The sequence below is a fragment of the Neobacillus rhizosphaerae genome, from assembly GCF_937468385.1.
Classification (GTDB): Bacteria; Bacillota; Bacilli; order Bacillales; family Cytobacillaceae; genus Neobacillus; species Neobacillus rhizosphaerae.
The window spans coordinates 64,155-90,499 of sequence record NZ_CALBWS010000015.1 but is presented as its reverse complement, the minus strand read 5'-3'; the positions used below and the strand labels follow the sequence as shown (position 1 = coordinate 90,499).

The window sequence follows — 26,345 nt, the reverse complement described above, 5'->3', positions numbered from 1 at the left end:
TGGAGAAAATGACTTAGAAACATTTTATACATAAGAAAACACTGATGATTGAAATCATCAGTGCTTTTTATGGGAATAAACAATTTTTTTTATCGTTTCTATTGACAGGAAATGCTCTTCCGCTAATTGATGAATACTATACCCGCTTTTGAAAGCCTTTTTAATAGAGGCATTTCGGTCATCAATTAACTTCCTTCCCCCCGAACAACTGCCCCATTTCCGATAAGTTGTTGCTGGTTTGGGAATGTAGATGGTTTCCCCTTGAACATATTTTTGAATTTCTGCAATCAGCTTTTCAGGTAATAGGTTGTTTGCATTTACATATTTCATAGTTTGCCAGCCCCTTATTTTTAGTTAGATAAATAAGGTGCAAAGCCAGATATTAGAAATGATATAAAAGCTTACCTGGGCGAATTTTTTAGATAAAGGTCCGCCCCATGCAAAGTTTCGCCTTTCCAACACTTGGCTTTGCATGAGTTGCTGCAGTATCTGGCAATCTAGACTGATTCCCCATGAGTAAACACCCCCTAATGTTTGAAAATAGCTGTATTATAATTACCGTATTCAAGTAATGGCTAATACTATTCATTATAAAATATCTTCATCTCGTCTGGCTAGGATTGAAGTTTATTAAAAATAAGTTTTGAGGAAAAACCTTACGAATATAGGTGCTATTATTTGTTTAATCGTTGGCAATGAGGTCATGATTTATTTTTACTTGAATGGGATTACTTATGCTGTTAAGGTATTTAGAAAAATCTAGACAAGGCAATAGTGTGGATTGGGGAGCGGTTCATCAACAATCAATCTTGTTGATCTATTAATCGTAAGAAGATTAGTAAAATTAATAATAATTTATTGACAAGTAAAATATTTAGTTGTAGTCTGTATTTAGATGTAGGAGTGTTACTGATACGATCAGGCACCACCAATTCATTTGTTGTTGGATTTTGATTAAAGTAACGGTCAGTGTAATATTTAGTTGTAGGTTATTTAGATACAGGAGTGTTACTGATACGATCAGGCACCACCAAGTCAAATGTAACAAAAAAAAGATTTACATCTTTTTCTTATTGTTATTTTGATATTGGTGTTTTTTTATGGATTTTTTTGGGAGTGAGACAGGTTGCTTACATTTATAAAATCATTAAACAACAATATCATTTTAGCAAAATCAGAAAAAGATGAAGAGCTTATTGTGTTTGGTACTGGAATTGGTTTCAAGAAAAAGCAGGGAGATTTAATTGATCCAAGTATGGTTACAAAAATTTTTAAACCTGAAAAAAACGTGCATGCTAGTAAATTTTTAGAACAGATTTCACCAAAATTACTAGCAGTAACGGAGAAAATAGTTCGACTTGGGGAGGAAAAACTCCAAAAAAACTTAAACCAATCCATACTGTTTGCTTTAGCTGATCATTTGCAATTCGCAATCGATAGGGATAATGATATTAATAAAGACAATCCACTTCAGTGGGAGGTTCCCTATTTATATTACGAGGAATATGAAGTTGGGAAAATGGTATTAAAGATTATTGAAGAGGATTTGGAATATTCGCTCCCTAAAAATGAGGCTGCTTTTATAGCTTTACATTTTGTAAATGCTCAAATAGACAGTAACTCCATTGAGGATACGATCCAAATCACCAAGCTCATAAAGAATGTTGTTAAAATTATTCAACGTTTATTCGATATAAACTTGGATAAAACAACAATTAGTTATTCGAGGTTTATTACACACTTACGTTATTTTATTGCTCGTCAAAAAATGAATAAACGTGTAGATACTCAGATGGATGAGACGCTTAAGGAAATTATTCAGGAAAGATATATAAAAAGCTATGCTTGTGGTTTGATTATAAAGGACATGGTAGAAAAGGAATTCAATTGGCAAGTTACTAATGATGAAATCGCTTACCTAGTTATTCATATACAAAGAATTGTTCAAGAGAATAAATAGATTATTTTGTTAGGCGTGTTACTTATTTTAGGCATTAACCTAAGCAAATTTGCAACAGTAAATAACTGTGCAAATTTTGCTTAGGTTTTTTTATTAAACATGGAAGAAGGGATGAATCGTGGATAAGCAAAAGTTAGCTGAACTAATTATTAAAGAAGTTGGAGGGAAAGAAAATATTCAACAAAGCTGGCATTGTATTACACGGGTACGTTTTAACGTTGTAAATAATGACAAAGTTAACCTAGACAAAATCAAATCTTTAGATGGGGTTTTGGGAGCGCAATTTAAAAGTGGTCAATTTCAGGTGATTATAGGAAAGGATGTTGCTGATGTTTTTAAGCAAATTAGTCAAGTTTTGGGTAATGAGCTATTGAATCAGAATACGTCTGCTCCTAAACAGAAATTGAATATTATTGAACGTATATTTGATACAATCTCTGGAATTTTCACTCCAATATTACCTGCAATCGTTGGAGCGGGGTTACTCAAAGGAGTATTGGCATTATTCGTAGCTCTTAAAATTTTGTTGGAAACAAATTCCAATTATCAGATTCTATATTTTATTTCCGATGCGCCATTTTATTTTTTACCTTTCTTAATTGCATTTTCTGCTGCTAAAAAATTTAATACAGACCCATCCCTATCTGTTACATTAGCAGGGGTTCTCATGTATCCAAAGATTGTAGAATATGCTGCAGGAGGTAATATACACAGTCTGCCATTTCTTGGGATATCTATCCCGATGAATAACTACGCTTCATCTGTAATACCAATTATTTTAGGAATTTGGCTATTAAGTTATGTTCATAAAGGTGTTGAAAAAATAATTCCTAAATCATTAAGGATTGTTTTCGTACCGTTGTTAACGTTACTCATAACTGCGCCGCTTTTGCTAATGTTCATTGCACCAGTAGGTAACTATGCCGGCATTTATCTAGAAATGTTTTTCTCAGGATTATTCTCATTTGCAGGCCCTATAGCTGGATTATTAATGGGGGGGCTTATGCCATTAATTGTAATAACGGGCATGCATTATGCATTTTTCCCAAGTACATTTGCCAGTTTTGATAAATATGGGTTTGATATTATGCTACTGCCAATGAATTTGGTAGCAAATTTTGCTCAAGCTGGAGCAGTTTTAGGGGTATATTTCAAAACGAAAGATAAAAAAATGAAACAATTATCTCTCTCAACTTTTATACCAGCAATCTTTGGTATTACTGAGCCTGCCATATATGGGGTTACGATGAAATTAAAGAAACCCTTTTATGCTAGTTTAGTTGGTGGTGCTGTTGGTGGAGCGATTTTTGGTACTTTAGTAGTAAAAGCAACTGCTTTCACTATTCCTGGAATTATGTCACTTCCAACTTACATTATAAAAGGGACAAATAATTTCTTATATGCTGTTATAGGTGTAGCTGCAAGTTTGATCGTTTCACTAACCCTAACTTTACTAATGAAGCTTAAGGAAGAAACTAGTGAAAAAATGATAGGAGAAAGTGAACCAGCCATTATAAAAAATTATGATAACACCTCGATTGATAGCATGCCAATCGATAACACACCAATTGATGTGCATGCACCGTTAACAGGGAAAATTATGCCGCTGCAAGAGGTTCCTGATTCAACATTTTCAAATGGTCTTGTTGGCAAAGGGATTGCGATAGTGCCGGAAGATGGTATTGTCTACTCTCCTTTTTCTGGAAAAGTTACAATGATAACTCCTACAAATCATGCTATTGGCATCACTTCAAATAATGGCGTTGAATTATTAATTCATGTTGGGTTAGATACAGTTGCTTTAAATGGAGAAGGATTTGATTTAAACGTACAGATCGGCGAAGAAATTGAAATGGGCGATAAATTATTAGCATTCGATATAGAAAAGATAAAACAAAAAAATATATCATTAATATCCCCAATTATTGTTACCAATTCACCACAGTTTTTAGATATCATTTGTACTTTAGATAATCAAGTAACTGCTTGTGAAAGTAAATTATTAATGTTAATTAGGTGAAAAATTTCTATTTTAGGAATTTGATATATTAACCAATCTAAGGAGGAGCAATGCTATGATGAGAGAATTAAAAAAGGGATTTCCAGAGGACTTTTTATGGGGCGGAGCGACTGCCGCTAACCAAATTGAGGGAGCATTTGATGAGGATGGAAAAGGTTTGTCAACGTCAGATATGGCAGCATATAAAGATCCGTATGCTGGAGAATCTGTAAACAATTTTACCTTTAATGTAAATTCTATTGAACTGGAAGAATATTTGAATAATCCTGATAAGTATTTATTCCCTAAACGTTGGGGCATTGACTTTTTTCACCATTATAAAGAAGATATTGCGTTATTTGCAGAAATGGGGTTTAAGACGTTCCGTTTGTCCATATCATGGCCGCGAATTTTTCCAACTGGTTTGGAGGAAGAACCAAATGAAGCAGGTTTAGCGTTTTATGATAACGTGTTTGACGAGTGTAGAAAATATGGAATAGAACCGTTAGTAACAATGTCTCACTACGAAATGCCAATTACGTTAACGCAAAAATATAACGGATGGGTTAGCAGAGAATTAATTTCATTATTTGAAAAATATGCTCGTACATTATTCAACAGGTATAAAAACAAAGTGAAATATTGGATTACATTTAACGAGATGAATATGAACTTAAATAGTTTATATACTGGTGCCGGTGTGTTAGAAGATAAAGTAGATAATGTAGAAGAGGCTGCATACCAAGCGTCACATTACCAATTTATCGCAAGTGCCTTAGCTGTAAAAGCTGGACATGAAATTATTCCAGATGCAAAAATAGGTTGTATGATCAATCGAATTGAATCCTATGCAAAAACCTGTAAACCAGAAGACCAATTACAGGCACTTAAGGCCGATCAAATCAATACATTTTATCCAGACGTACAAGTACGCGGAGAATATCCTAATTATATGAAAAGGTTCTTTGCTGAAAATAATATAAACATTGAAGTAGAAGAAAGAGATTTTGAGATCCTTAAAGAAGGTACGGTTGACTTTGTAGCATTTAGTTATTATATGTCGCATGTTACAGAGGACAGACCAGATGCAAAAGAGATAGCAGGTAAATTAGATAGCCCGATTAAAAATCCATATTTAGAATTAACTCAATGGGATTGGCCAATTGACCCTATTGCATTGCGAATTTCCCTAAATAAATTGTATGATCGTTATAATATTCCGTTATTTCTAGTTGAAAATGGATTAGGGGCAAAAGACGTTGTGTCAGAGGACGGTAAAATTCATGATCCATACCGTATTGACTACATTAAAAAACACATTATTGAAATGAAAGAAGCTATTAAAGATGGTGTAGAATTAATGGGTTATACAACCTGGGGTTGTATTGACTTAATTAGTTGCGGCACTTCGCAAATGAGTAAACGCTATGGGTTCATTTACGTTGATCAAGATGACAAAGGAAATGGATCATTAAAACGTATTCCAAAAGATTCTTTCTATTGGTACAAAGAAGTAATAGCTTCTAATGGAGAAAATTTAGGCGAATAATCATTCAGGAGACAGTGGACAAGGGTATGGGTTCCATTAACTGTATTGATTGTAAACGAGATTGTGAAGTTTTTAAAGGAACAACTCAAGAACATAATACAGCATAATTATTATGCAAAGGAAAAGAGGATAACTGCAGGGGATTTTCGCCTCAGTCATCCTCTTTTTGATTTGAAACCCCGCGGCTCATTTTGTAGAATAAGCTTTTTAAGAAAATTGAATGGTTTTAAAGGGATTTGTCCCTCCTTTGTAGTAAATAAAATAAGTCCGAAAGAATAATTTGGTGTGTTATTTTGGTTTGCAAAATAATTTAATCAATGGGTTGTTTTGGAAACTCTTTTTTTATTGAATTGTGTGGGGGTTTAATAAGAATAACGAATTTATTCCATATAAAATTTTTAAAAAATTATTCGAGGGAATACATAAATGGAAAAAATAAATGTAATCATTACTAGTCTTGTAGACAAAGGCATCATAAAAAATGATGAAATAGAATTAAAGAAATTAGCAAGTGGTACGACAAATGGAATTTTATATTCTCTTTATAATAATGGGATACCGAAATATGTAATAAAAATGGACCAACCTAAACTGATAACTACAACAGAGAAATTTCTCCAAACTTATAAAGATGTAAAATTATTACCTAATGTACTTTATACAGATGAAAAAAAAGAATTTATTGTATACTCTTATCTTTCTGGAGAGACCCATTTTAATCGTGGTTCTAAATTAAAATGGATGACTATTTTAATTGAGGAATTATTAAATAAATACCAAAAAGTAGACAAAGGCATTCACTGGGGGAGAGTTAATGGAATACAGAGAAATTCATGGGCAGACTTCAATTTAGAGAGTTTGGAATTCGCCCAAAAGAATATAAGCGATTTATTACCAAGTGAGGAACATAAAAAAGTAGAGATATTGGTTAATAAATTGCAGACGTATGAAAATCAAGAAGAGAAATATTATCTTCATGGAGACGCTGGTGTTCATAATTTTGTATATCAGAACAATCAATTAAAAGGGGTTATTGACCCTTCACCTCTAATCGGTCCAAAGATTTATGATTTTACTTATGCATTTTGCTCTTCCCCAGACAGTTTAAATTTAAGCACGCTATTCTCATCATTTTCATTGTTGACCCAAGATACCCCGATTACTAAAGAAAGACTTTTGGATGAGGTTCTCTTTCAGTTATACACACGGATAGGAGTTTGTATTAAAGTTCACCCGCATGACTTAAACAATTATATGAAAGCGTGGAAAGAATGGAAAGAGTACCTTCCTTCCAATTAATTAGAAGTTCTTATTATACGGGGATATAATTAAGGAACGGATAGTATAGTTGAATAGAAATTTAGTTGTTTTTAGATTTTTAAAGTAAAATATACTTATGCAAATTTTAGTTAAGGGAGTGAGAGTATGTTTCCTTTATTAGAAACGGAACGATTAATCTTAAGAGAATTAGTTGAAGATGACGCCCAAGATATTTTAAATTGTTTTTCTAATGCGGAGGTATTACGTTATTACGGACAAAAATCACTAACAAGTTTAGATCAAGTGAAACAAATTATTAGAAATTTTTCGGCGAATTACGATGAAAAACGTGGTATTAAATGGGGAATTGAACAAAAAGAAACATGTAGTATTATTGGAACTATTGGATTTCAAGATTGGTCTCTTGAACATAAAAGAGCAGAAATAAGCTATGCACTTTTTCCTGAAAAATGGGGTAATGGATATGCAAAGGAAGCAGTTAATAAAGTCATTTCTTATGGCTTTGAAGAACTTGGGTTAGAGCGTATTGGAGCAGTTGTTTTTGTTGAAAATAATGCTTCTAATAATTTATTAACAAAATTAGGTTTTATAAAAGAAGGGACTTTGAGAAAATATATGTATCAAAATGATATTCCTTATGATACTAATATTTATTCCTTATTAAAGAAAAACTAATTCTGAAAGGAAAATTTCCTATACAAATAGAAAGAGAAATTTTCAAGTTAAGAGTGTCAGTAGATTTTCTTTAGCAATTCATTACTTGTTCTAATAAGTTTTAAGAATACAATATCAACTAAAATAAATACTATGAGGCTGGTGTATAATCTATGAAAATTCTTGAAACCGATCGGCTTACCCTTCGCCTACAAACTACCGACGATGCAGAGTTTATCCTAGAGCTTATCAATGATCCCTCTTGGTTACAATTTATAGGCGATCGTGGTGTGAAAACGATTGATGATGCACGAAACTACATTTTGAATGGACCTATCCATATGTATGAGCAATTCGGCTTTTGTCTTTATTTGGTCGAGCGAAAAGATGATCAAATCCCAATTGGGATTTGTGGTCTAGTAAAAAGAGACACCTTAGAAGATGTGGATATTGGTTTTGCCTTTCTTCCAAAGTATTGGGCAAAAGGATATGCCTATGAAGCAGCTTCTGCTGTACTAGCATATGGTAAAGATACTTTAGGATTAAATCGAATCGTCGCAATCACAACTCAAGACAATCACGCTTCAGCCAAGTTACTTAAAAAAATAGGGTTACAGTTTGAAAGATTAGTTCAGTTGCCCAATGATCCTGAAGAGCTTAGACTGTTTACATTTAATAGTCGAACAGAAAACCATATAACTAACACATATAAATTATCAGATCAAAAAATAAGTTTAGATCGATTAACTGATGCATTCTTTAATGCATTTACTAACAAAAATGGAAAAGAACCAAATGTTCGTGTACTCAATGATTTATTTATTCCAGAGGGAATAATCATTAAAAATACGGATTCCATTCCCATCATTTACAATCTTCAGCAATTTATCGAGCCACGTGAAAAACTATTAAGAGAAGGGCACTTAACTGATTTCAAAGAAGAAGAAATACACGAAATAACAGAGATTTTCGGTAATATCGCTCACCGTTTCAGCTTATATCGAAAATCAGGAGTGTTGGATGGCGATTCATTCGAGACGTTAGGGATGAAAACGATGCAGTTTATTCAAACTCCAAGTGGTTGGAAGATCAGTTCCGTAGCATGGGATGATGAAAGAAATGGCTTAACCATACCGGAAAGATATCGCAATTAACAATTTAAGCTTCATCACGGTAATTTGCCTTCGTGTAATTCTTCAATTCTTATAGGAACTGTTCATTTGCCAAACGCCTTTGCCACTAGTGCTGCGTAAGCTTTAGCTCCTTTTGCATTTAAGTGGACACCATCTGGTGAAAAATATTCATTATGCCCTGCACTGGCAGCGTACCAATTAACAAGAGTGGTATTCGCAAATTTTGTAGTTACCTCTTTTAGTGCATTGTTGACCACAGTTTCCCATGGTCGTGGGACACGGGTATTGATGAAAATAATTTTTCGGTCATGTCCAATTAATTCAATCATTGATATTAATTGATTTTTATTAAATGGGCCATTGGTGCCTAGTTCGATAATAACCGTATCTCCTAATGTTCCTTCTTGCTTCATTTTTTTGACTACCTGAACTGCTTGAGACATTTGCCGGCCTACTTTCCCGTCAGCATGTAAAGAAGGAAAATATTCAGTTAAAAAGTAGGCAACATCCAGTAATATTGAATCACCAATTGCTGTCACCTTTTCATTTTTTTCGATTGAGGAATCCGTTTGCGGAAGTTTATTTTCACCGTCTGGTTTTGTTAGCTCTTCTTCTTTTGGATGAACAGTAGGGGAAGGAGGTTCCTTTTTTTTCTGTTCTATTTTTAGTTGATTATTAGAACGATCTTCTTTAATTACATCATGCGTTTCCTCTTTTTTATCTGTTTTTGCATTAGTCACATTGTAAATAGCTAAAAATGAGACGAGCATGATTAGCACTCCTCCGCCAAGGACAATCCAACGTCTGAAGATAAAACGATTATGAACCGATTTCTTCGTAGCAATCTTTCTCCACGTTTGTTTCAATCCTCCTTGGCGTAAAGGATTTTCGATGAATTTATAGGATAATGCTGACAAACCAATAATGCATGTTAGTTGGAATAGGACTCTTCCAATCGAAATTCCTGTTGTATTTATGGCCGGACTCGTTAACACAAGGACAGGATAGTGCCACAAATAGATGCCATAAGACCGGTCACCTAACCATTTAAGAGGTTTTACATTCAAAAGTTTACTGATGCTGTTAGCGGGATGAACGAGCACGGCTACAAATAACATAGTAGCAATTGATAATAAAACCATCCCTCCACGGTATAGGAAAGGATCATATTGATTGGTAAGTCTAACCATTAAAAGGATCACGACAAGCGCAATGGTCCCGACTAAATTAAGGACAAGTCGTAAAGGTGATGGTACTTTGGCAGCAAGCTTTTGACTTGGCCAAATAAGAGCAAGTGCAGAACCAATTAATAGAGAAAAAGCTCTTGTATCAGTCCCGTAATAGACTCTACTTGGATCCGATCCGGGCTGATATAATATGGCCATTGTTAATGCTGAAATACTGGCTAAGGTGAGAGTAATAAATAAGATTGAACGTTTAGAGATAAAGCGTAACCCGAATGTAAGCAACAATGGCCAGAAAAGATAATACTGTTCTTCTACTGCTAATGACCAAAAATGAGTTAATAATGATGGTGATTGAAAGCTATCAAAATAGGATTGGTGATGAAAGATGTACCACCAATTACTAATATATAGTAAAGCAGCTAGAGCATCCGCTTGCAATTTTTCTAAAAGATGATGATGAAACAAGTTTACCCAACCAATTGTGATCACTAACATTGCGAGCATGGCTGGAAGTAAGCGTCTAGCACGGCGAATCCAGAAATTTTTTAAATCAATTCTTCTTCGCTGTTCCCACTCTGTCATTATGATATCGGTAATAAGGTAGCCAGACAGCACGAAGAACACGACTACACCTAAAAAACCTCCAGTTGCCCAAGGGAATCCAATATGATAGAAAATGACAGAAAGCACTGCTAAACCTCTGAGACCATCTAATCCTACGATGTAACGTCTGTTTTGTTTTTTAGGGTTAGTCATGGTTCTTTACCAGTAAAACCAATTGCGTATTGTTTGTTTGACATGTATTTTTCAAATTATGTAAGTAGTTCATGATGATTTTTTCCTTTCTATTAAAACATACATGCTTTAATGCATTATGAAAAAAAGACGCACGACATGAAAAAAAAGTTTGAAATAATTTTGTAAGGATATTTTTATTTGAAGATTTAACTGAGCTGAACCAGTAGTTTTTAGTTCTTTACCTAAAAAATCACGAGTATGATGTCATAATGTTCGAAGTACTATATTCCTTTTCTGTGGTTTGTTTTGTGAAATGATTACATATTTTATTGAAGTAAAGGGGGCCAATCCTTAAAAATGAATGATCGCTTCTTTTTGTGCTAACCTAAGCAGATTAGCCGAAGAAGAATGGAGGATCTTTATTGAATTAGAAGGTTTACTAAGTACAAAACCGTTTTAGATAATTATTGGAGGTTTTGTCCATTGAATAACAGAAGTTTTAAATTTCCGAATTCATTCCATTAAGAATGAGGTTACATCAAAGCAACTATTATTATTTCAACGTTTTCGCGTTCTCAAATAGCCTTTATCCTTATGATACAATATAAGAGCAACTGCTAAAATTCCTGATGAAATCCATATTGATGAGTTCCCTATATATGTGGTGGAAAATGTCCCTAACAACGCGCCAAATAAAAAAGAAACAATGATAATGAAAAATTCTTTAAACTGTTTTTTCGCTTCCTGATTATGTTCTATGAAGGCTGAATATGCTGCCTGCGTTGCAGTTCGAAGATTCCCTGTTGTCATTGTTGAATTGTAGTTCCACTTGTCTAGTTTATTAAAAGTAGAGATTTGTAAAGATGATACAAACGAAATACATACGGTTACCACTATGTTAGGTACACCTCTTTGCAACATCCCTACAAAGATTAAAACCATACATTCTAATATAAGAATAGAACGTCTATAACTATGTAATAATTCTCTAAAATGGGGAATCTTAACGATTTCTGATACCAGAACACCTAATATAAAGGCTAAAACAGGCGGGATATAATTTAAAGCACCTACCCATTCCCCATTAGCTGCTCTTACAGCGAATAGTACAATGTTGCCTGTTTGGGCATTGGCAAACACTCCGTCTCTGCTGATGAAAGTATAAGCATCTAAAAAACCTCCAACTAAAGCTAACAAAACACCCAAACGAACAGAGTTTGAAGATAATGAGGGGATTGTGCTTCGTTTATCTTTCATATTATTATCTCCTTGTACCTAATGTTGAAGAAATTCTTTTATCATTAATATTCTGCTTATATGTAAACAGCATTCATATAAAATCTTTCATAGCAGCTAAAGGGTGGTTCTCAAAAAAATAAAAATGAGGAAACCCCAGAGAAAAGTGTCGGTCCCCACATTCTACAATAAATAGTAATAGACTATATTGTAGAATGTGGAGAGACCCTTTTGGGAGATCCTCATTTCTTTTATCCTTGGAAAAAGGTAAGTGTCAAACTGTCTTCTCCTCGTGGATGCTATTTTACATATTCATCGCTAACAAGAATGCCTTTTAGGACATCCGTTGGAATGATGAATTCAACAACACCCATGTAACCAGGAGCCACTTCATATTTGTCAAATCCAATAACCAATTTGTTTTGTTTGTTAATGTAGAAATTTTGATTGGACTGTATTTTTTCAAAAGTGTCTAGTGGATTATCATCTTTTTTATTCGGATTCTTTACCCAGTAAGTTAAGTCAGAGTCTTGTTCCATTTGTGTAATCATTTGCTTTCTAATTTCTTTGCTGATCAAATCTACATAGGCATCACTTTTAAATAGGCTTGGTAAAGTGATGAGTAGTTTATTTTTCTTATCAATCGTGTCAAACTGGAACGTTGTTGATGAGGATCCGACTGTATTAACAGTGTAACGTCCGATGGATAAGAGTTGGTCATTATCTGTTTTTACTTCGTACCCATTAGTTACGCCCAAATGTCCGCCGCCACTTTCTTTTAGATCTTTCATATCAGCCTGGAATTGTTGATAGAGTTCTTTGCTTTCTTTTAGATATTTTTGATTTAACGTCGATTGTAATTCTTTATTATCAAGGTTTTTAATGGCAGGTACTTTAATATCAGCCTGGTACGTTTCCTCATCCACCTTGAATTCTCTAAAGGTTAATACTTTCACCACATTTTTTAGAGCAGGAACCTCTGCCATAGTATTGGCAAATGTCGGACTTGCATTTAATCCTCCAATAAAAAGAGTAGCAGCTGCTGCTAGCCCGATCCCCACTTTTGGCAGGATGCGCTTCTTAGGCTTTTGGTTTAATGCCTTTTTAACAACAAAGTCTAACTGACTAGGGATAGGAATCTCGTTATACTCTTTCATTAAGGCCTCCATTTTTTTATTCATGTTAACATCCTCCTATATAGGAAATATCATTCATTTCTATTCGCAGCATTTTAAGTCCTTTATATAAACGAGTCTTAATCGTGTTTTCTTTTTCATTTAGAACTTCAGCTATTTCATGAATTTTTAGGTCTTCAAAAAATTTAAGAATGATGACAACTCGATATTTATCTGGCAATTCATTGAGTAACCTGGTTAAATCAAGATTTTCATATGTGTCATTCTTTTGGGGGCTAAAAAATTCTAAAATATCATTTTCTACTACCATTTCCTTTTTCTTTTTGCGTAATAAATCTAATGATGTGTTAACTACGATGCGAAAAAACCAACTTTTTAACGCTTGAGGATTTTCTAAGGTATGAATCCCTTTTAGTGCTTTGTGGATTGATTCTTGAATAATATCTAAAGCATCCTCTTCATTTTTAACATAACTATAGGCTAATCGATAAAATTTCTCTTTGTTCTCCAATACAAATTCTGTAAGTAATTCTTGTTGATCTTTTTTATTCATCGTTAGTCACCTCCTTTTGGATTGTAAATAATAGACGCCAATCTATAAAGAAAAAGTTTTTGGTATTTGTAATTACTTCATGATTTTGTGCCGATGGGATTAAATCATGGAAACATTTCTTGGAGGGTCAAAGTTAAAAGGTCGGATATATTTCTAATGGCAACACGTTGGCTAGCTATACCTATGATGTCAGGGTAATACCTGCCATCAGAAAAAGCATGGGAATGCATTTTGAAGATATTTATCTGGCATGTGAGGTTACATAAAGGGAAAATAGTAAATAAATCCCCAAAATTTATAAGTGAGAAATCACCAGACGGGGCAGGTAGAAAAAGGAATAAATAAAAAATCAGCAAAAATATAGAAAAAAGGGGCTGTCCAGAAAGTCGATTTTTCGGCTTTTGGATACCCCTTTTTATGTTGAAGAACGTTGATATAACAATATTCTTGATTTATTAATTTTAGTGAATTTGTCCTTTTCGGACAGCCCCTTTTTATTTATTTTGAAACAGGAGTCACATGTAAATATTCTTCTAGCGTAATACCGCGAGTTTGGATTGCAGTTGAAATATTCCCCACATAACGAAGATGCCAAGGTTCGTATTTATAACCCGTAATGGATTCTTTTCCTTTTGGATAACGAATGATAAATCCATATTTTGCACAATTTTTCTTTAACCAAGTAGCTTCTTTCGTATTAGCAAAACAAGATGTTGCTGCACATTTCCCGTTACTTCCACTAACATCAATGGCTAAACCAGTTTGATGCTCGCTTGTTCCAGGAATGGCGCTATAGGTTCGAGCTTTTTCAAAACCATCTCTTTTTACATAATTGTTAAATAACACTTTCTGAGTACTATAGGAACGATACGCAGATACTCCGCTTAAATATATTCCATCTTTTTTGGCTGCAGCAAACAATCTTTCCAAAGCTTTTGCCGCTTCTTTTCTCATTTTACGCTTTTCTATTTTTTCATTAAATAAAAAAGGTACATTGGGATAGACTAAATCCTTCGGAACATAGGTAACCGGCATATAATACTTTTTATTCACAACTGCCGCTATCGATGCTGGATAAGCAGTCAAGGTAACGGCACTTATCTTCTTTTTAGAAGGGGAATTCGTTACATTCATTTGCTGTATTTTAGATGATTTAGGCTGGATTGATTTGTTTGAATTTTTCGTGCAACCAATCGCATTGATTATTAAAAAGATCATCAGTAATACACGGATACTATTCTTAAACATTAAAATATCCTCCTTTAAATTTTACGTTTATTTTTATCATGTTTTTAAAAAGGAGGTTTATTCTTGAAAAAAATTGTGCTTTTCAAAACAAAGTCATAAAATCGTTAGTAAAAGTAAATTTTGAAAGGTTAGGTAGGATGAAGAGATTAACTGTCTTTGTTGTTAGTATGTTGCTTATTTTTATAGCCGGATGCGGATCGGATCAATTAAAGGTGAATCTTATTACTCCAAAAACATATACTCCTGGTCAAGTTTCGCCGATAAAAATTAAAATTTTTGACGATAAGGGTAAACCAGTAAAAGATGCCAACGTTAGTGTTGAATTCGATATGCAAGGGATGACTATGATACCTGTCTCAATGACAGCAAAAGAAATCGAAGATGGAGTGTATATCGGAAACGCAAATCTGCAAATGGAAGGGGACTATACCGCGGCCATCAAGGTGGACAAAAATGGGGGAAAATACGAACAAGAAAAGCGATTTTCTATAGTTGTTTCACAATAGGAAACCGCAAATTAGGTGAAGAAATTTAAGCTTGTTTAAGCAATCTGATTAATAAGAGTAACAATCGAATGAATTGTCCCAAAGGATTAAGCAACAAATGAAACACGATAATTAGGAAAGGTTTACCGTTAAGTAATTCCAATAACGGTAAACCTTTCTTTTGATTCAATTTCTTGTACTGCTTATTTCATTCTGAAATCCTCCTACAAAATTATGGAAGCGAGCAAATGATTTAGTCATTTTTTATTTTATTTACACAAAGATAATATAACAATTGGATTAAGGGAAAAGTAAAAAGATAAACGGTTAAACAATTTTATTTCATTCATTTTTTGAAGAATGGTACATAAAGAGGGGGATACTAAATGAAATGCCCGGATTGTGATTATGTAAATCAGGATGGGGTAAAATTCTGTATGAATTGCGGCAATAATTTTTTTAGAGGCGAGAATAATGATCAAGATTTAAACAGCCAGTTTTATGAGTTTGCCAATTATGTCGATATGGTACCAAGGTATGAGCGTTCGGTTGAGCCTAAATTTCAAAATGTTTTCTCTCGGGTGTTCCGAAAGCATAGTGAACTTGAGGCGGAACGGCTTTTTATCGTGGGCACTGCGCTTACAACACCGAAAATTGAGGAAGTTAAGGAAACATGGCCGAAACCTTGGCTTTTTGCGAGAGTATTTCTTATTGCACTTATTGCGTTCTTAGGATTGTACTTGGGTGTAAGCTTTTTCAAAAATATTAACTTTATACCGGGTCTTATCATTGTCGGTGCTTTTGCTGTTCCTATTACGACGTTGATATTCTTTTGGGAAATGAATGCTCCTCAGAATATTGCTATTTATAAAATCATTTATGTGGTATTTATTGGCGGGATCCTCTCGATGTTAGTGGCGCTGGTGTTTTATGATATTCTAAAACATAATATAAATCCAATAACGATTGGAATTGTTGAAGAACTGGCTAAAGTTATAACCGTTATCTATTTCGTACGAAACATAAAATACCGGTATATACTTAACGGACTTCTGTTAGGTGCTGCGGTAGGGGCGGGTTTTGCAGCTTTTGAAACTGCTGGTTATGCACTAAGGGCACTTCTATCCGGAAGTTTCCCCAGCCTATATTCCACCATCCTGTTGCGCAGTTTTTTAGCTCCCGGTGGACATGTCGCTTGGGGCGCCTTAACGGGGGCTGCCTATTGCATGGTACAAGGAAACAAGAAATCTGAGCTGAACATGTTGTTCAAGCCAAAATTTGTCCGAATATTTATTCTTGTCGTTTTGATGCATGCTTTATGGGACACACCTTTACCAGGTATCTTTCCGGTCGGACAAATCATTCTGATGGTCTTATCATGGATTGTGGTTTTTCGAATGATACGTAGCGGCTTAAAGGAAATAGCCAATAAGAAGTGGCGGTTGAACAATTATCCATTTGAGCCTACATCATAGTTAAAATTTAATGATAGATACTGTACTATAGTGATCTAATGCCAAGACCCATCTTGAGTATTCCTTTCTTTAACTATCCTGAAAATAATAAATGGTAAAGACGCATTTTTTGCAATAGATATAGGATGAGCTTGCTGACCTTCACTTAAGTTTGATCTGCGAACAGCCACCAGTATACTGTACCAACGAATCCGATGAGACTGGAGATAATTAGGATTGATAAACTGCTCCCTTTCAGGGCGATAACCTCTCCGGTTACTCCGCTGAACAGTGCGGGGATAGCCCATGGAAAGTAGTCACCGTAGCCTGCGGCGGCAATGATTTGCGAAAAAACCACCATTAAGACAACAAAGCCTAGAGGGGCTAAGTATCCTCGGCCATAGCTGGCAAAAAAGGCGACAGGTGTACTCAGGGCTATGGTTAAGAATGTAGTAATAATGAGAACATAAAGGCCATGCATCACAATAGCTGAGGACCATTGTGGCAGCCCGATGATCAGTCCAAGTACGATGCCGATCGTGATAACAAGAAAGCTTAATAAAAGATTCGTGATTAGAATAGTGATAAATTTTGCGATCACAATTATCGCACGGGGATAAGGAAGCGCCAAGAGATCCTTAATAGTACGGTCAGCGTATTCTCTGCCAAACACCCAGCTTGTGACAAATCCAAAGATCAGAATCCCACCAACTGCAATCATTTGTGCCAGTAAGCTTAAATAGGCGGGCCAACTTGCTTCCCCGATAATTTGGGCTTTTGCGCCGATTAAACCAGAGCTAATGGCCAATTCGGGATTTTTTAATACAAACATGAAAAATCCACCAATTAGTGGGGCGATAGAAAAAGCCGCCGTTGTTATCCAAATCATTTTGGACTTGCGAATTTTAAGACTTTCTGCCAGTAATGTTGAGTATAAAAAGTTCAAATCCCTCAGCCTCCATTCTTTCCAATCAATCTTAAAAAATAGGACTCTAAGTTTTCTTCATCAACGATTAATCTTGTTGGTGGACAGCCCTTGTTAACAAGTAAACTAGCAATCTCGTCTGGGTTCAGGATAGCAGTATTATTAGTCGTTTCGATCAATCCATCCTGATTTAGTAGGGGAGAATAGCCTGCAGTTGTAAGAGTTGATACAGCTAAGTTTTTTTCACGAGCATCTAGCAGAAGGCGTCTGTTCAAAAGCTGAGTTAATTTAGTGGTCTCAACTTCTTGAATCAATTGACCGGCATGAATGATCCCTATTTTTGTGGCAATCTTGGCTACTTCACTTAGAAGGTGACTGGAGATAAAAATCGTGACGTCCTTATTGAACGACAGGTCCTGAAGTAGTTCTCTTATCTCGACTATTCCTGCTGGATCTAAGCCATTAACAGGCTCATCTAAAATCAATATTTCTGGATTATGCAAAAGCGCTTTGGCAATTCCTAAACGTTGGGCATTTCCTAAAGAGAGGTTCTTTGCCTTTTTTTGTGCGTACGGTGTTAATTTGAGCAGATCTATCACTCGTGTTACCGTATTAGGGTCTGAAATTAACCGAAGCCTGCGGAAAATATGTAGGTTTTCTGCAACCGTAAGCTCGGGATAAGCATAAGGGGTTTCGACCATGTACCCCACCTTACTCCAAATGCTATAGGTATTAAAGCTGACCTTCTTTCCGCTAATATAACAAGAGCCTTCTGTTGGTCGGATCATTCCAAGTATCATTCGAATGGTTGTCGTTTTGCCTGCACCATTTAAACCAATAAAACCATAAATTTCACCTTTATTTATGCTTAAGGAAACTTGATCTACTGCTTTAAAGTCTTTATACGATTTTGATAATTGATTTGTTTGAATGATATTTCTCATCTTCAACTCTCCTCTTTTACAAGACCCTCAACAATTAAATCGATAAACAATTCCATCGTTTGCTGGTAAACCGTTTCCCCAATTTCCTTTTGATGAATAGTCAGCATGAATAAGGAACGGAGCACTCCTGCAATCACCTCGGGGTTTTCCTCCAGAAGCACGCCTTTCTTCTGCCACTGTTTAATTAAAGGCAATAGGGCAGCTGAATCTTGGTTGAAATGTTCTTCTAATTTTTCTGGTGGCAGCTTTCTTAGTAACGCATCCATATTATTTTCAAAATACAACTGCCGGATCAGCGGATTTGTTTCTATGGTGTTGATGGTTTGAAGAAGTAAGCTCTTGATGGCTTGCTTTGGCTGATGTTCTTTGAATATATCAACACTAAGAAAGTGTTCCTTTATCTGTTCTTCTTCTCTTTCAAGGATTTCGAAATACAATTCTTCTTTGGATTGGTAAAATTTATAAAAGGTGCCAGGCGCAATTCCCACGTTTTTAGTAATTTCATTAATACTGGTTTTTTGAAGTCCAAATTGACGAAATAAAATTCTTCCTTGCTCAAGAAGCGCACCGGTAATCATTTGTTTTTCGTTCTCATTAAAAGCCTTTGGCATCTGAAAATTCTCCTTTTGTGAATGTATGAATAAAAAATATTTTTATTCATACATTATAAGTCTGATTAGAAGTAATGGCAAATTAATAAGGGAGATTTTTGTCATAAAGAGAAATGCTGCATCCGTAAATAACTACACTTTTCTCAAAAAGATGGAAATAATCTTTATAAGTAAATGAAACATTTATGTTAAAGTTATAGTGAAGATTTGAACAATTGTATTTAAACAAATGGATAGGAAAGTGGAAGAATAAATATAAATATTCCCATCATTTAGAGGTAGTTGGAGGGCGTCTGTGGAAAAATTAAAAGATTAAATTGATTACCCCCTTTTTCTAAAGTAGAGCAATTTTTGGATTTGCTCTACCAACATAAATGGAATTGCAGCAAATGCTGTTGATCTTTTTTAAACATGTGATTGAGTAAGGCAATTGCAACATCTATTTACGAATTTATTCCAGGAAGCCGTAGGATAGTGACAGAATAGAAACTTGGAAGAAAGGTAATCTTATGAAAGTTTATTTCGTTCTTACTTTACTAATTATTTCAACTATCCCACTTTTAAATCTTTTTTTTCTGCACGTTTTTAAAAGTGTTTACAGACCAAAAATAATGTTTATTATTCACTTGTCGACGTTCTTAATTCCTCTAATGTTGTTTAGATTTAGCAGAGAATATGCGTTTAAATTTTTTCTCTGCGACGCACTTATACTATTATTTCTGTATATTAGCAATAAACTATACTGTAGCCTTTTTAATACCATACTAGGTAGGATTGTTTATGAAATATTTGAGTCTCCAGTTATTTCAGAGATTTATTTAGTTAAAAATCGTCTCTATTCAAGGACGCTAGAAGGATATGTACTGATAGATATGAAGAATGAAACATACAAGACTTATCCTGACGTTGATAGCTGTGCTGCAAATGATAAAACTGTGTTCAAAAGACTGGTTCTAACAAAGAGAATATAGTTTAACAAGCTTAAAGTAAGTAGCTAGGCAATGGGTTATGTGGGTTTTCTGACATTTTATGTGGAGAAGTGATACCTCATGGATGGCTAACGGGTACTTTACTGTAGGTTAGGGCTGCCTTATTTGGTGGCTCTTTCTTATCGAATTATTGACGTTCTTTTCTTTTTCAACTAAAGGATCAGGATACTTGAAGATAACTGAAGTATGGTGTTGAAGTGAATAGGAGTTAGGAGGAGTTTTGTGGTGCTTAAAGTGGAGATAAGAAGGCCAAGAATTGAGGACATAAAAGAGCTAAATTCATTTTTTAGAACAGTGATTACTGATACGTTTACTAAAGAAGGTTTAGGGGAGAGGTTGAATGATATAAATGATGAAATCAAAGTTAAGGAAAAATACTTAGAAAGTGATATTGAAAGTAATGGTGAGAAACGATATTTTTTGATTGCTTTAAACGGTGATAATATTATTGGTTCAATTGAATATGGCCCAGCAAGCGATCTCATAAGTAATTGTACAAACAACGCTTTCAAAGAGCTAATTGAGGTAGGTAAAGTATTTGTTCATCCTGACTACCAGAGAAATGGGATAGGGAATTTGCTATTGAATACAATGTATTTTACTTTACAGAATAAAGACATAAAAGAATTTTGTTTAGATAGTGGATATATTAGTGCACAAAAAATCTGGAAAAAGAAATTTGGAGACCCTAATTATTTGTTAAAGGATTATTGGGACAAAGGATTTGATCATATGATTTGGAGAATCAAGGTTAGCGATTGGGTATTAGGTTGAGAAGTAGAAAAATAAGTGCTTCTAAAATAAAACGGGAGCATTACTTCAGCAATGGGGTAGTGTTTTTTTTTATTCAACTGATTTGTGAGTTTGTGAAGGATTGTACTTAAACTCCCTCAGTTTTGTTAAAAAATATTGTAAAAAAAAGTTAAATTTGTAATATAATATTAGTAATTCGTTGGTTAGTTTGGAGGTGTTATGATGATTTGGATTTATATATTTACACCTATCATTATATTGGCTGGAATAGCCATTTATTTTGACAAAAAATCTGGGGCGACTTCACCAGATGAAAGAACAGCTGATAAGTTAGAGGAATATCCACCAGAAAATCCTTTCGGACCCAATAATTTTTGACCTTAAAATGATTCAAATACAACTTTTCAAAGACAATGTGAAGGATTGTACTGATATGAACGAAACTGTCAATGCCCCCTACACAATTTGATTTTGGTTTGGGTTTTGGGCAACTCTAAGAAGAGAAGCGTTTTTCGGCTTCTTTTCTTTTTAGTTTGGGTTCAGCCTTTTAAGGCTAGGGAATCTCCTTCTCAGCTTACTGACTGCTCCTCAATCATCAAATTGGCTGTCAAGTGCTTTCCTTGACAGGCAATTTGATGATTGAGATACTTTTTAAAGCTGAGAATAATTAAACTTCTCCTTTCGCATTGATACTAAAAGTTAAGCACACGGCACGAAGGCAAAAATCTCTACTACGGTTAGCACTCTGATATTCGTGGGTTTTCACATTTTATCTTTCCGTATAAAGGAGCTTCCACTAACTTAAAACGTGCGTTAGCCTATTAGGCATAGCACAAGTACAATTCGTGGTTTCTCCTTACCGGTTTTTACCTTTGCCTCCGAGCCCTATGCTCCCACTTTTAAAGAAACTGACCTTCATTTTAGTGGTAATTTTTATTTTACAATGGAGTTACTTTCAATTTCTTGAGTTATTGCCCAAATAAATCCTGCTAATTCTCTTGCAACGGCAGTTAGTGCCTTTCCAGCTGTTTTTCCACGTGATAGTAAACGAAAGTATTTTTTATGGAGGCGATTTTGAGCTTTCCATGAGATCATTTGAACATTGGGTAACTGTCCTTCTTGTCTTTTCTTTAAATCTCCCTTTAAAGCAGGCTTATATCGATAACTCCATGCTGCTTCTACAAGCAAACGTCGAACATGACGGTTTCCTGTTTTTGTAATCTTACCTTGTCTTCTGGTTTCACCACTTGAGCTTTCACTTGGAATTAACCCAACGTAAGACATTAATTTTTGGGGAGAAGCAAACCTTTTAAATGATCCAATCTCAGCCACAAGGCTGGTAGCTGTTATAGTAGCTATTCCCCTTAATGATTGGAGTGCTTGAATCATTGGTGCATGGTATCCTTCAGTTGATTGTAATTTAATTTCTTCCTCTAATCGTTTTACTCTTTGCTCAATTTCTTGCAGATGGTGTAGATACTCTTGAAAAACTATTTTAGATGTAGAACGTTCAAACTTTAAAGTATTTAACCATTCTCGATATCTACGAGTCCATTTTTTTCCTTTGAAAGGCGGGTGAATATCATTTCGTAAAAGGAATTTGGATAATTGATGTTTGGCTCTTAATTCATCTTCCTTGGCATCTTCACGGGCCCGAACTAAATCCCGAAGCGCTTCGTCATCTTCTGTTGGCACATAAACAGGGGTTAATTCGCCTGCACGAAATAACTTTGCTAGTTTAATCGAATCCCTGCGATCAGTTTTAATGCGATCACCTGGTTTCTTAGGGATTAAAGATGGTGCGATCACTTCACATTCAATTCCTTGGCTAAGAAAAAGCCGATATAAACCGTAACCAGTTGGACCAGCTTCATAACACACTCGAAGATTATCTTTTTCTCCAAGATTTTTTACTAACTTTCTAATTGATTCCACCGTGTTAGGAATCATTCCCCAATACCTTGGCTCATCTCGACCTTCATCTGCGATGGCAACGGCAATTTTTTCTTTTGAAACGTCTAAACCTACATATTTTATGGTATCCTTCATAATAACTAGCTCCTTCCGTAATGTAGCTCTGATTTGGTTTGCTTTTTCCAGTAAACAGTGTAACCAAATTAACCTACGGTGTTACGAGTAAGGAGCTAGTTTCGTTCATGATAACTTAAAGTAACGGGGGCGATTGCTCAATAACAGCGGTCGCTTTTTTCCTAACGGTCAGGTGTGCGGCCGAGCCTAGGTCGTATCATATAACGGGTGGGATTCCCGTCGAGTAAGAACTAGCCATTCGCTCGTAGCGAGTCTTGGAGGGCTAAAGGTAACTTTAGTCTTTAAGCGTAGACAGTTAGGTGGCGGGCCGAAAGCCAAATGGTTGAAGGGATTGAGCTCCATAATGTTAGTAAATCGAGAGGGCAGATGCTTTACCTGCAGCAGAAAGCTACATTTTATCCTTCGTTTAAGGCAAGATGGATAAAACCTCTCTGGAGTCAGAGACCTTGGCACGTTACACATTGATATGATACGGCAACTCGGGAGACCCTACCGGTCTTTTCTTGTTAGAAGAGTATGGTGTACAAGCGATAAAAAGTAAGGAAACCAAATGCCGGTGTAGGGAGTCGGATAGCAGAATTAGCAAAATCTGATCCTAAGAGATTAGCAAGATTTTGTGAATGGTAACTAGGAGGAGCCGTGTGCGTTAATAGCGCAAGCACGGTTCTGTGAGGGGGAGGAACACAATCTACCGTAAGGTAGAGAGGTTCCTTTCTACTCGACTTGTTGAATATGAATTTTTGAAATATTAAGCAAAAAGAAACTATTGTATGTAATATAATTGTATATTAATTAGAAAAGGGGGAATAAATATGTTCCAATTTTTTCTGATTATTGGTGCTATAGGAATTTTAATATCTGGTATTTTTATAGGGGCTTGGACTAATGGACAACAACAAAGAGCAAATTTTCATTCTGAGACAGAAGAGCATAGAGGTTTCAGAACCAAGATAGCATTGTATTCTGGTTTGTTAGGAATAATCTCGTTAGGAATTAGTGCAATAATTTATTTCTTTTAACTTGTTCCACGGGGCAGTTGAAGAGAGTATGTCGCAATTGACTTATATTGTGTAGGAAGAAATTAAGGATTTTGAGATGTTAAATAATGGTGGAAGTTAGGAAAAAATAAAACCCTTGAATGACACTAAGATAGATGTGACTCATCCAAAGGTGATGGGTAAATACCCTGTTTGAATACTAATAACTAAGATTATTTTTGTTAAAAATTTAACCGTTTACAAATTCCCCACCATTCACGTGCAGAATTTGCCCCGATATGTAAGATGCATCTTCGGAGGCCAAGAATACATATGCAGGTGCCACTTCAAACGGTTGACCGGCTCGCTTCATAGGAACATTGTCTCCAAATGTGGCAATCTGTTCTGGAGGTAAGGAAGATGGAATTAAAGGAGTCCAAATTGGCCCTGGGGAAACACCATTGACTCGAATCCCTTGTGATGCAAGTGACAATGATAGCGAACGTGTAAAGGAAACAATGGCTCCTTTTGATGCAGAGTAGTCAATTGAATCTTGATCTCCAAGATAGGCACTAATGGATGTTGTATTTATTATAGAGCACCCTGAATTCATGTATGGCAGAGCAGCTTTCGTCAAAATAAACTGCGAAAAAATATTTGTGTGAAAAGTACTTGCTCGTTGATTCGAATCTATATCTAGTAGACTGTTCTTTATGTAAAGTATACCGGCATTATTCACCAAAATGTCAATACGACCAAATTGGTGAATCGTTTGCATTACAGCTTGTTGGCAAGGTTGCTCATACCCTATATCGCCTGGAATGGTAATGCAACGACGTCCGTACTTTTTGACATAGAACTTCGTTTCATTGGCATCGCTGTGTTCATTTAGGTATGAGATTGCAATGTCTGCACCCTCTTTCGCGAAGGCGACCGCTACAGCTCTCCCAATTCCACTATCACCACCAGTAATGAGAGCTACCTTATTCATAAGTTTACCGGCTGGTTTGTAATTGGAGTCATCAAATATAGGTCTGGGTGTCATTAATGATTCAATGCCAGGTTTACTTTGTTGCTGAGGCGGGAAACCCATCACATCCACTCCTCTCGGATTTTCATATTTATGAATGAAATTCTGATATAGGTTATGACTTTCATCAGGAAATTATATCCATTCCAAATAATAATTAGAGGAAGGGAAGAGGTATTTCTTCAAAAAGGAGAAACAAACAGGATATGATAGAGTAAACAACTGGAAAGAGTTAAGGAATCATTTTCTCAAAAAAAATTGACTTTTCAACTTCCGGATTTCAATCCTTGAAGATCCGGCAGTCACAGGCGGCTTTTTTGTTTTTTTAAAGAGGCGGGTTTGCGAAATAAAAGTTTATCCTTTAACGCGTGTTATGACGCATTATTTAGACATTTACTTTTTGGCTGAGTGTTGAGCGGCTGCATGGTACTCCATCAACAACTTGAAATTCGGAAGACTGCATCATTTGGATCTATCAATGTCTTCTTGACCATATCCGGCTTTCCGTAAGCTTAGAGTGATCCAGGAACATTATAGGCATCGGAAGGATATTGAGGATACCAGGGATCATAATAATAAAAATTGTCCATGGGTTTAAAAACACCTCTTCTGCAATTTTTTCCTTACACAAAGACATATTATTCAAAGGGTAGGCATCTGTTCTGAGTGACAACAAAAATCACTGCCACAAGTAGCCGCTGTAATTTAGGTATGGAAAAAAAGTAAACAACATAAATAAATTGAGAAACAAACATTAAAGCGACTTAGAAAATGTTCTTAGTCGCTTGTTAAAGAAATTATTAATTAATTTATTCAACCGTTCTGTTTTGAAGTAAATAGAAGAGGTTCCTTTCTACTCGACTAGTTGAACAAGGATTTTCCACTTCACTAAAGAATTTATACAAAAAGGAAACTAAAAACGCTAGTTAACAGTCGAATACCCTTGTGGTATTAGGTATAGAAATTATAATATAAAATAAGGGCTTAATCTGATGATACTTTATATAAACTGATGCATAAGCTAGAAGTGACCATCAGCCATAGCGCCACAGCGCCACATATTTTACTTCCTCAGTGCTTTATAATGCGTCCGGTGCATTAAAGCCAAATAAAAAAGCCCTATAACAAGGGCTTTTTTATTTGTAAAAATTAGGTTGGATGCTTTTAATTAATAAAAGCAGGTAGCTCCAATGATAATTAATAAAATGAACAAGACAACGATTAAGGCAAAACCTCCGCCATAACCAAAGCCGCCACCGTAACCGTAGCCACCGCAGCCACAGCCACCGAATCCTCCATATCCGAACATAAATTTCCCCTCCTTTTAATGATTATTATTTAATTAATAAATGCCGCCGTATCCTCCGCCCAAAAAGGACGCTCCTATAATAATAAGAAGGATAAACAATACAACTACTAATGCGAAACCTCCACCAGCACCTACACCATCCATT

23 protein-coding genes and 1 pseudogene are annotated in these 26,345 nt (G+C 35.3%); 11 read left to right on the top strand and 13 right to left on the bottom strand.

Features of this window, described 5'->3' with window-relative positions; genetic code table 11:
* Nucleotides 1–57: 57 nt before the first annotated feature.
* Entirely contained in the window at nucleotides 58–330 is a 273-nt protein-coding gene (locus M5A78_RS12680; protein ID WP_248735631.1) for a CD3324 family protein, read from the bottom strand.
* A 796-nt stretch (nucleotides 331–1,126) separates the two neighbouring features.
* On the opposite strand from M5A78_RS12680, the gene M5A78_RS12675 reads away from it, so the two are divergent.
* The 6 genes and pseudogenes from M5A78_RS12675 to M5A78_RS24805 all read left to right on the top strand — a co-directional run.
* On the top strand, nucleotides 1,127–1,960 hold the full coding sequence (locus tag M5A78_RS12675; RefSeq protein WP_248735630.1) for a PRD domain-containing protein: 834 nt from the start codon (nucleotides 1,127–1,129) through the stop codon (nucleotides 1,958–1,960).
* A gap of 118 nt (nucleotides 1,961–2,078) precedes the next feature.
* Nucleotides 2,079–3,980, top strand: coding sequence for a beta-glucoside-specific PTS transporter subunit IIABC (locus tag M5A78_RS12670; protein ID WP_248735629.1), 1,902 nt, complete (start codon nucleotides 2,079–2,081; stop codon nucleotides 3,978–3,980).
* Nucleotides 3,981–4,038: 58 nt separating this feature from the next.
* Nucleotides 4,039–5,508, top strand: a complete 1,470-nt coding sequence (locus M5A78_RS12665; RefSeq protein ID WP_248735654.1) for a glycoside hydrolase family 1 protein — start codon at nucleotides 4,039–4,041, stop codon at nucleotides 5,506–5,508.
* A gap of 426 nt (nucleotides 5,509–5,934) precedes the next feature.
* Nucleotides 5,935–6,807 (top strand): hypothetical protein, encoded by an 873-nt coding sequence (locus M5A78_RS12660; protein WP_248735628.1) that lies wholly within the window; start codon nucleotides 5,935–5,937, stop codon nucleotides 6,805–6,807.
* 126 nt (nucleotides 6,808–6,933) lie between these two features.
* Nucleotides 6,934–7,464 carry a GNAT family N-acetyltransferase gene (locus M5A78_RS12655; RefSeq protein WP_248735627.1) on the top strand — a complete coding sequence of 177 codons (531 nt, stop codon included), beginning with the start codon at nucleotides 6,934–6,936 and terminating at the stop codon, nucleotides 7,462–7,464.
* Nucleotides 7,465–7,616: 152 nt separating this feature from the next.
* Nucleotides 7,617–8,132 (top strand): annotated as a pseudogene (locus tag M5A78_RS24805) (GNAT family N-acetyltransferase); the annotation flags it as partial.
* 527 nt (nucleotides 8,133–8,659) lie between these two features.
* Here M5A78_RS24805 and M5A78_RS12645 read toward each other — a convergent pair.
* The 5 genes from M5A78_RS12645 to M5A78_RS12625 form a co-directional block, all read right to left on the bottom strand.
* Nucleotides 8,660–10,519 (bottom strand): acyltransferase family protein, encoded by a 1,860-nt coding sequence (locus M5A78_RS12645; RefSeq protein ID WP_248735625.1) that lies wholly within the window; start codon nucleotides 10,517–10,519, stop codon nucleotides 8,660–8,662.
* Nucleotides 10,520–11,059: 540 nt separating this feature from the next.
* Entirely contained in the window at nucleotides 11,060–11,758 is a 699-nt protein-coding gene (locus M5A78_RS12640; protein WP_248735624.1) for a YoaK family protein, read from the bottom strand.
* Between the two features lie 278 nt (nucleotides 11,759–12,036).
* Entirely contained in the window at nucleotides 12,037–12,918 is an 882-nt protein-coding gene (locus M5A78_RS12635; protein WP_248735623.1) for an anti-sigma-V factor rsiV, read from the bottom strand.
* A 1-nt stretch (nucleotide 12,919) separates the two neighbouring features.
* Nucleotides 12,920–13,426 (bottom strand): RNA polymerase sigma factor, encoded by a 507-nt coding sequence (locus M5A78_RS12630; protein WP_248735622.1) that lies wholly within the window; start codon nucleotides 13,424–13,426, stop codon nucleotides 12,920–12,922.
* Nucleotides 13,427–13,924: 498 nt separating this feature from the next.
* Nucleotides 13,925–14,674, bottom strand: a complete 750-nt coding sequence (locus M5A78_RS12625) for a M15 family metallopeptidase (RefSeq protein WP_248735621.1) — start codon at nucleotides 14,672–14,674, stop codon at nucleotides 13,925–13,927.
* Nucleotides 14,675–14,811: 137 nt separating this feature from the next.
* On the opposite strand from M5A78_RS12625, the gene M5A78_RS12620 reads away from it, so the two are divergent.
* Both M5A78_RS12620 and M5A78_RS12615 read left to right on the top strand, forming a co-directional pair.
* On the top strand, nucleotides 14,812–15,180 hold the full coding sequence (locus M5A78_RS12620; protein WP_248735620.1) for a FixH family protein: 369 nt from the start codon (nucleotides 14,812–14,814) through the stop codon (nucleotides 15,178–15,180).
* 365 nt (nucleotides 15,181–15,545) lie between these two features.
* The gene (locus M5A78_RS12615; RefSeq protein WP_248735619.1) at nucleotides 15,546–16,634 is read left to right on the top strand and encodes a PrsW family glutamic-type intramembrane protease; all 1,089 of its coding nucleotides are present in this window, start codon (nucleotides 15,546–15,548) and stop codon (nucleotides 16,632–16,634) included.
* 145 nt (nucleotides 16,635–16,779) lie between these two features.
* Here M5A78_RS12615 and M5A78_RS12610 read toward each other — a convergent pair whose 3' ends face one another.
* The 3 genes from M5A78_RS12610 to M5A78_RS12600 are packed head-to-tail and all read right to left on the bottom strand — an operon-like array spanning nucleotide 16,780 to nucleotide 19,093.
* Nucleotides 16,780–17,559 (bottom strand): ABC transporter permease, encoded by a 780-nt coding sequence (locus M5A78_RS12610; RefSeq protein ID WP_248735618.1) that lies wholly within the window; start codon nucleotides 17,557–17,559, stop codon nucleotides 16,780–16,782.
* A 5-nt stretch (nucleotides 17,560–17,564) separates the two neighbouring features.
* Entirely contained in the window at nucleotides 17,565–18,482 is a 918-nt protein-coding gene (locus M5A78_RS12605) for an ABC transporter ATP-binding protein (protein WP_248735617.1), read from the bottom strand.
* Between the two features lie 2 nt (nucleotides 18,483–18,484).
* Nucleotides 18,485–19,093 carry a TetR/AcrR family transcriptional regulator gene (locus tag M5A78_RS12600; protein ID WP_248735616.1) on the bottom strand — a complete coding sequence of 203 codons (609 nt, stop codon included), beginning with the start codon at nucleotides 19,091–19,093 and terminating at the stop codon, nucleotides 18,485–18,487.
* 1,214 nt (nucleotides 19,094–20,307) lie between these two features.
* Here M5A78_RS12600 and M5A78_RS12595 point away from each other — a divergent pair.
* Together M5A78_RS12595 and M5A78_RS12590 are read left to right on the top strand one after the other, a co-directional pair.
* The gene (locus M5A78_RS12595; protein WP_248735653.1) at nucleotides 20,308–20,856 is read left to right on the top strand and encodes a GNAT family N-acetyltransferase; all 549 of its coding nucleotides are present in this window, start codon (nucleotides 20,308–20,310) and stop codon (nucleotides 20,854–20,856) included.
* A 198-nt stretch (nucleotides 20,857–21,054) separates the two neighbouring features.
* Complete coding sequence (locus M5A78_RS12590; protein WP_179195816.1) at nucleotides 21,055–21,213, top strand: hypothetical protein; 159 nt, start codon at nucleotides 21,055–21,057, stop codon at nucleotides 21,211–21,213.
* A 555-nt stretch (nucleotides 21,214–21,768) separates the two neighbouring features.
* Here the strand turns inward: M5A78_RS12590 and M5A78_RS12585 are convergent.
* On the bottom strand, nucleotides 21,769–22,884 hold the full coding sequence (locus tag M5A78_RS12585) for an IS110 family RNA-guided transposase (protein ID WP_248735615.1): 1,116 nt from the start codon (nucleotides 22,882–22,884) through the stop codon (nucleotides 21,769–21,771).
* 812 nt (nucleotides 22,885–23,696) lie between these two features.
* Here M5A78_RS12585 and M5A78_RS12580 point away from each other — a divergent pair.
* Nucleotides 23,697–23,903 carry a DUF5316 family protein gene (locus M5A78_RS12580; protein WP_248735614.1) on the top strand — a complete coding sequence of 69 codons (207 nt, stop codon included), beginning with the start codon at nucleotides 23,697–23,699 and terminating at the stop codon, nucleotides 23,901–23,903.
* A 208-nt stretch (nucleotides 23,904–24,111) separates the two neighbouring features.
* On the opposite strand, the gene M5A78_RS12575 is transcribed toward M5A78_RS12580, so the two are convergent.
* The 3 genes from M5A78_RS12575 to M5A78_RS12565 all read right to left on the bottom strand — a co-directional run bounded on the left by M5A78_RS12575 (nucleotide 24,112) and on the right by M5A78_RS12565 (nucleotide 26,344).
* Nucleotides 24,112–24,954 carry an SDR family oxidoreductase gene (locus M5A78_RS12575; RefSeq protein WP_248735613.1) on the bottom strand — a complete coding sequence of 281 codons (843 nt, stop codon included), beginning with the start codon at nucleotides 24,952–24,954 and terminating at the stop codon, nucleotides 24,112–24,114.
* Between the two features lie 1,105 nt (nucleotides 24,955–26,059).
* Complete coding sequence (locus M5A78_RS12570) at nucleotides 26,060–26,200, bottom strand: YjcZ family sporulation protein (RefSeq protein WP_205178539.1); 141 nt, start codon at nucleotides 26,198–26,200, stop codon at nucleotides 26,060–26,062.
* A gap of 33 nt (nucleotides 26,201–26,233) precedes the next feature.
* Nucleotides 26,234–26,344: a YjcZ family sporulation protein gene (locus tag M5A78_RS12565; RefSeq protein ID WP_248735612.1), complete on the bottom strand. Its 111-nt coding sequence runs from the start codon at nucleotides 26,342–26,344 to the stop codon at nucleotides 26,234–26,236.
* Nucleotide 26,345: the final 1 nt, after the last annotated feature.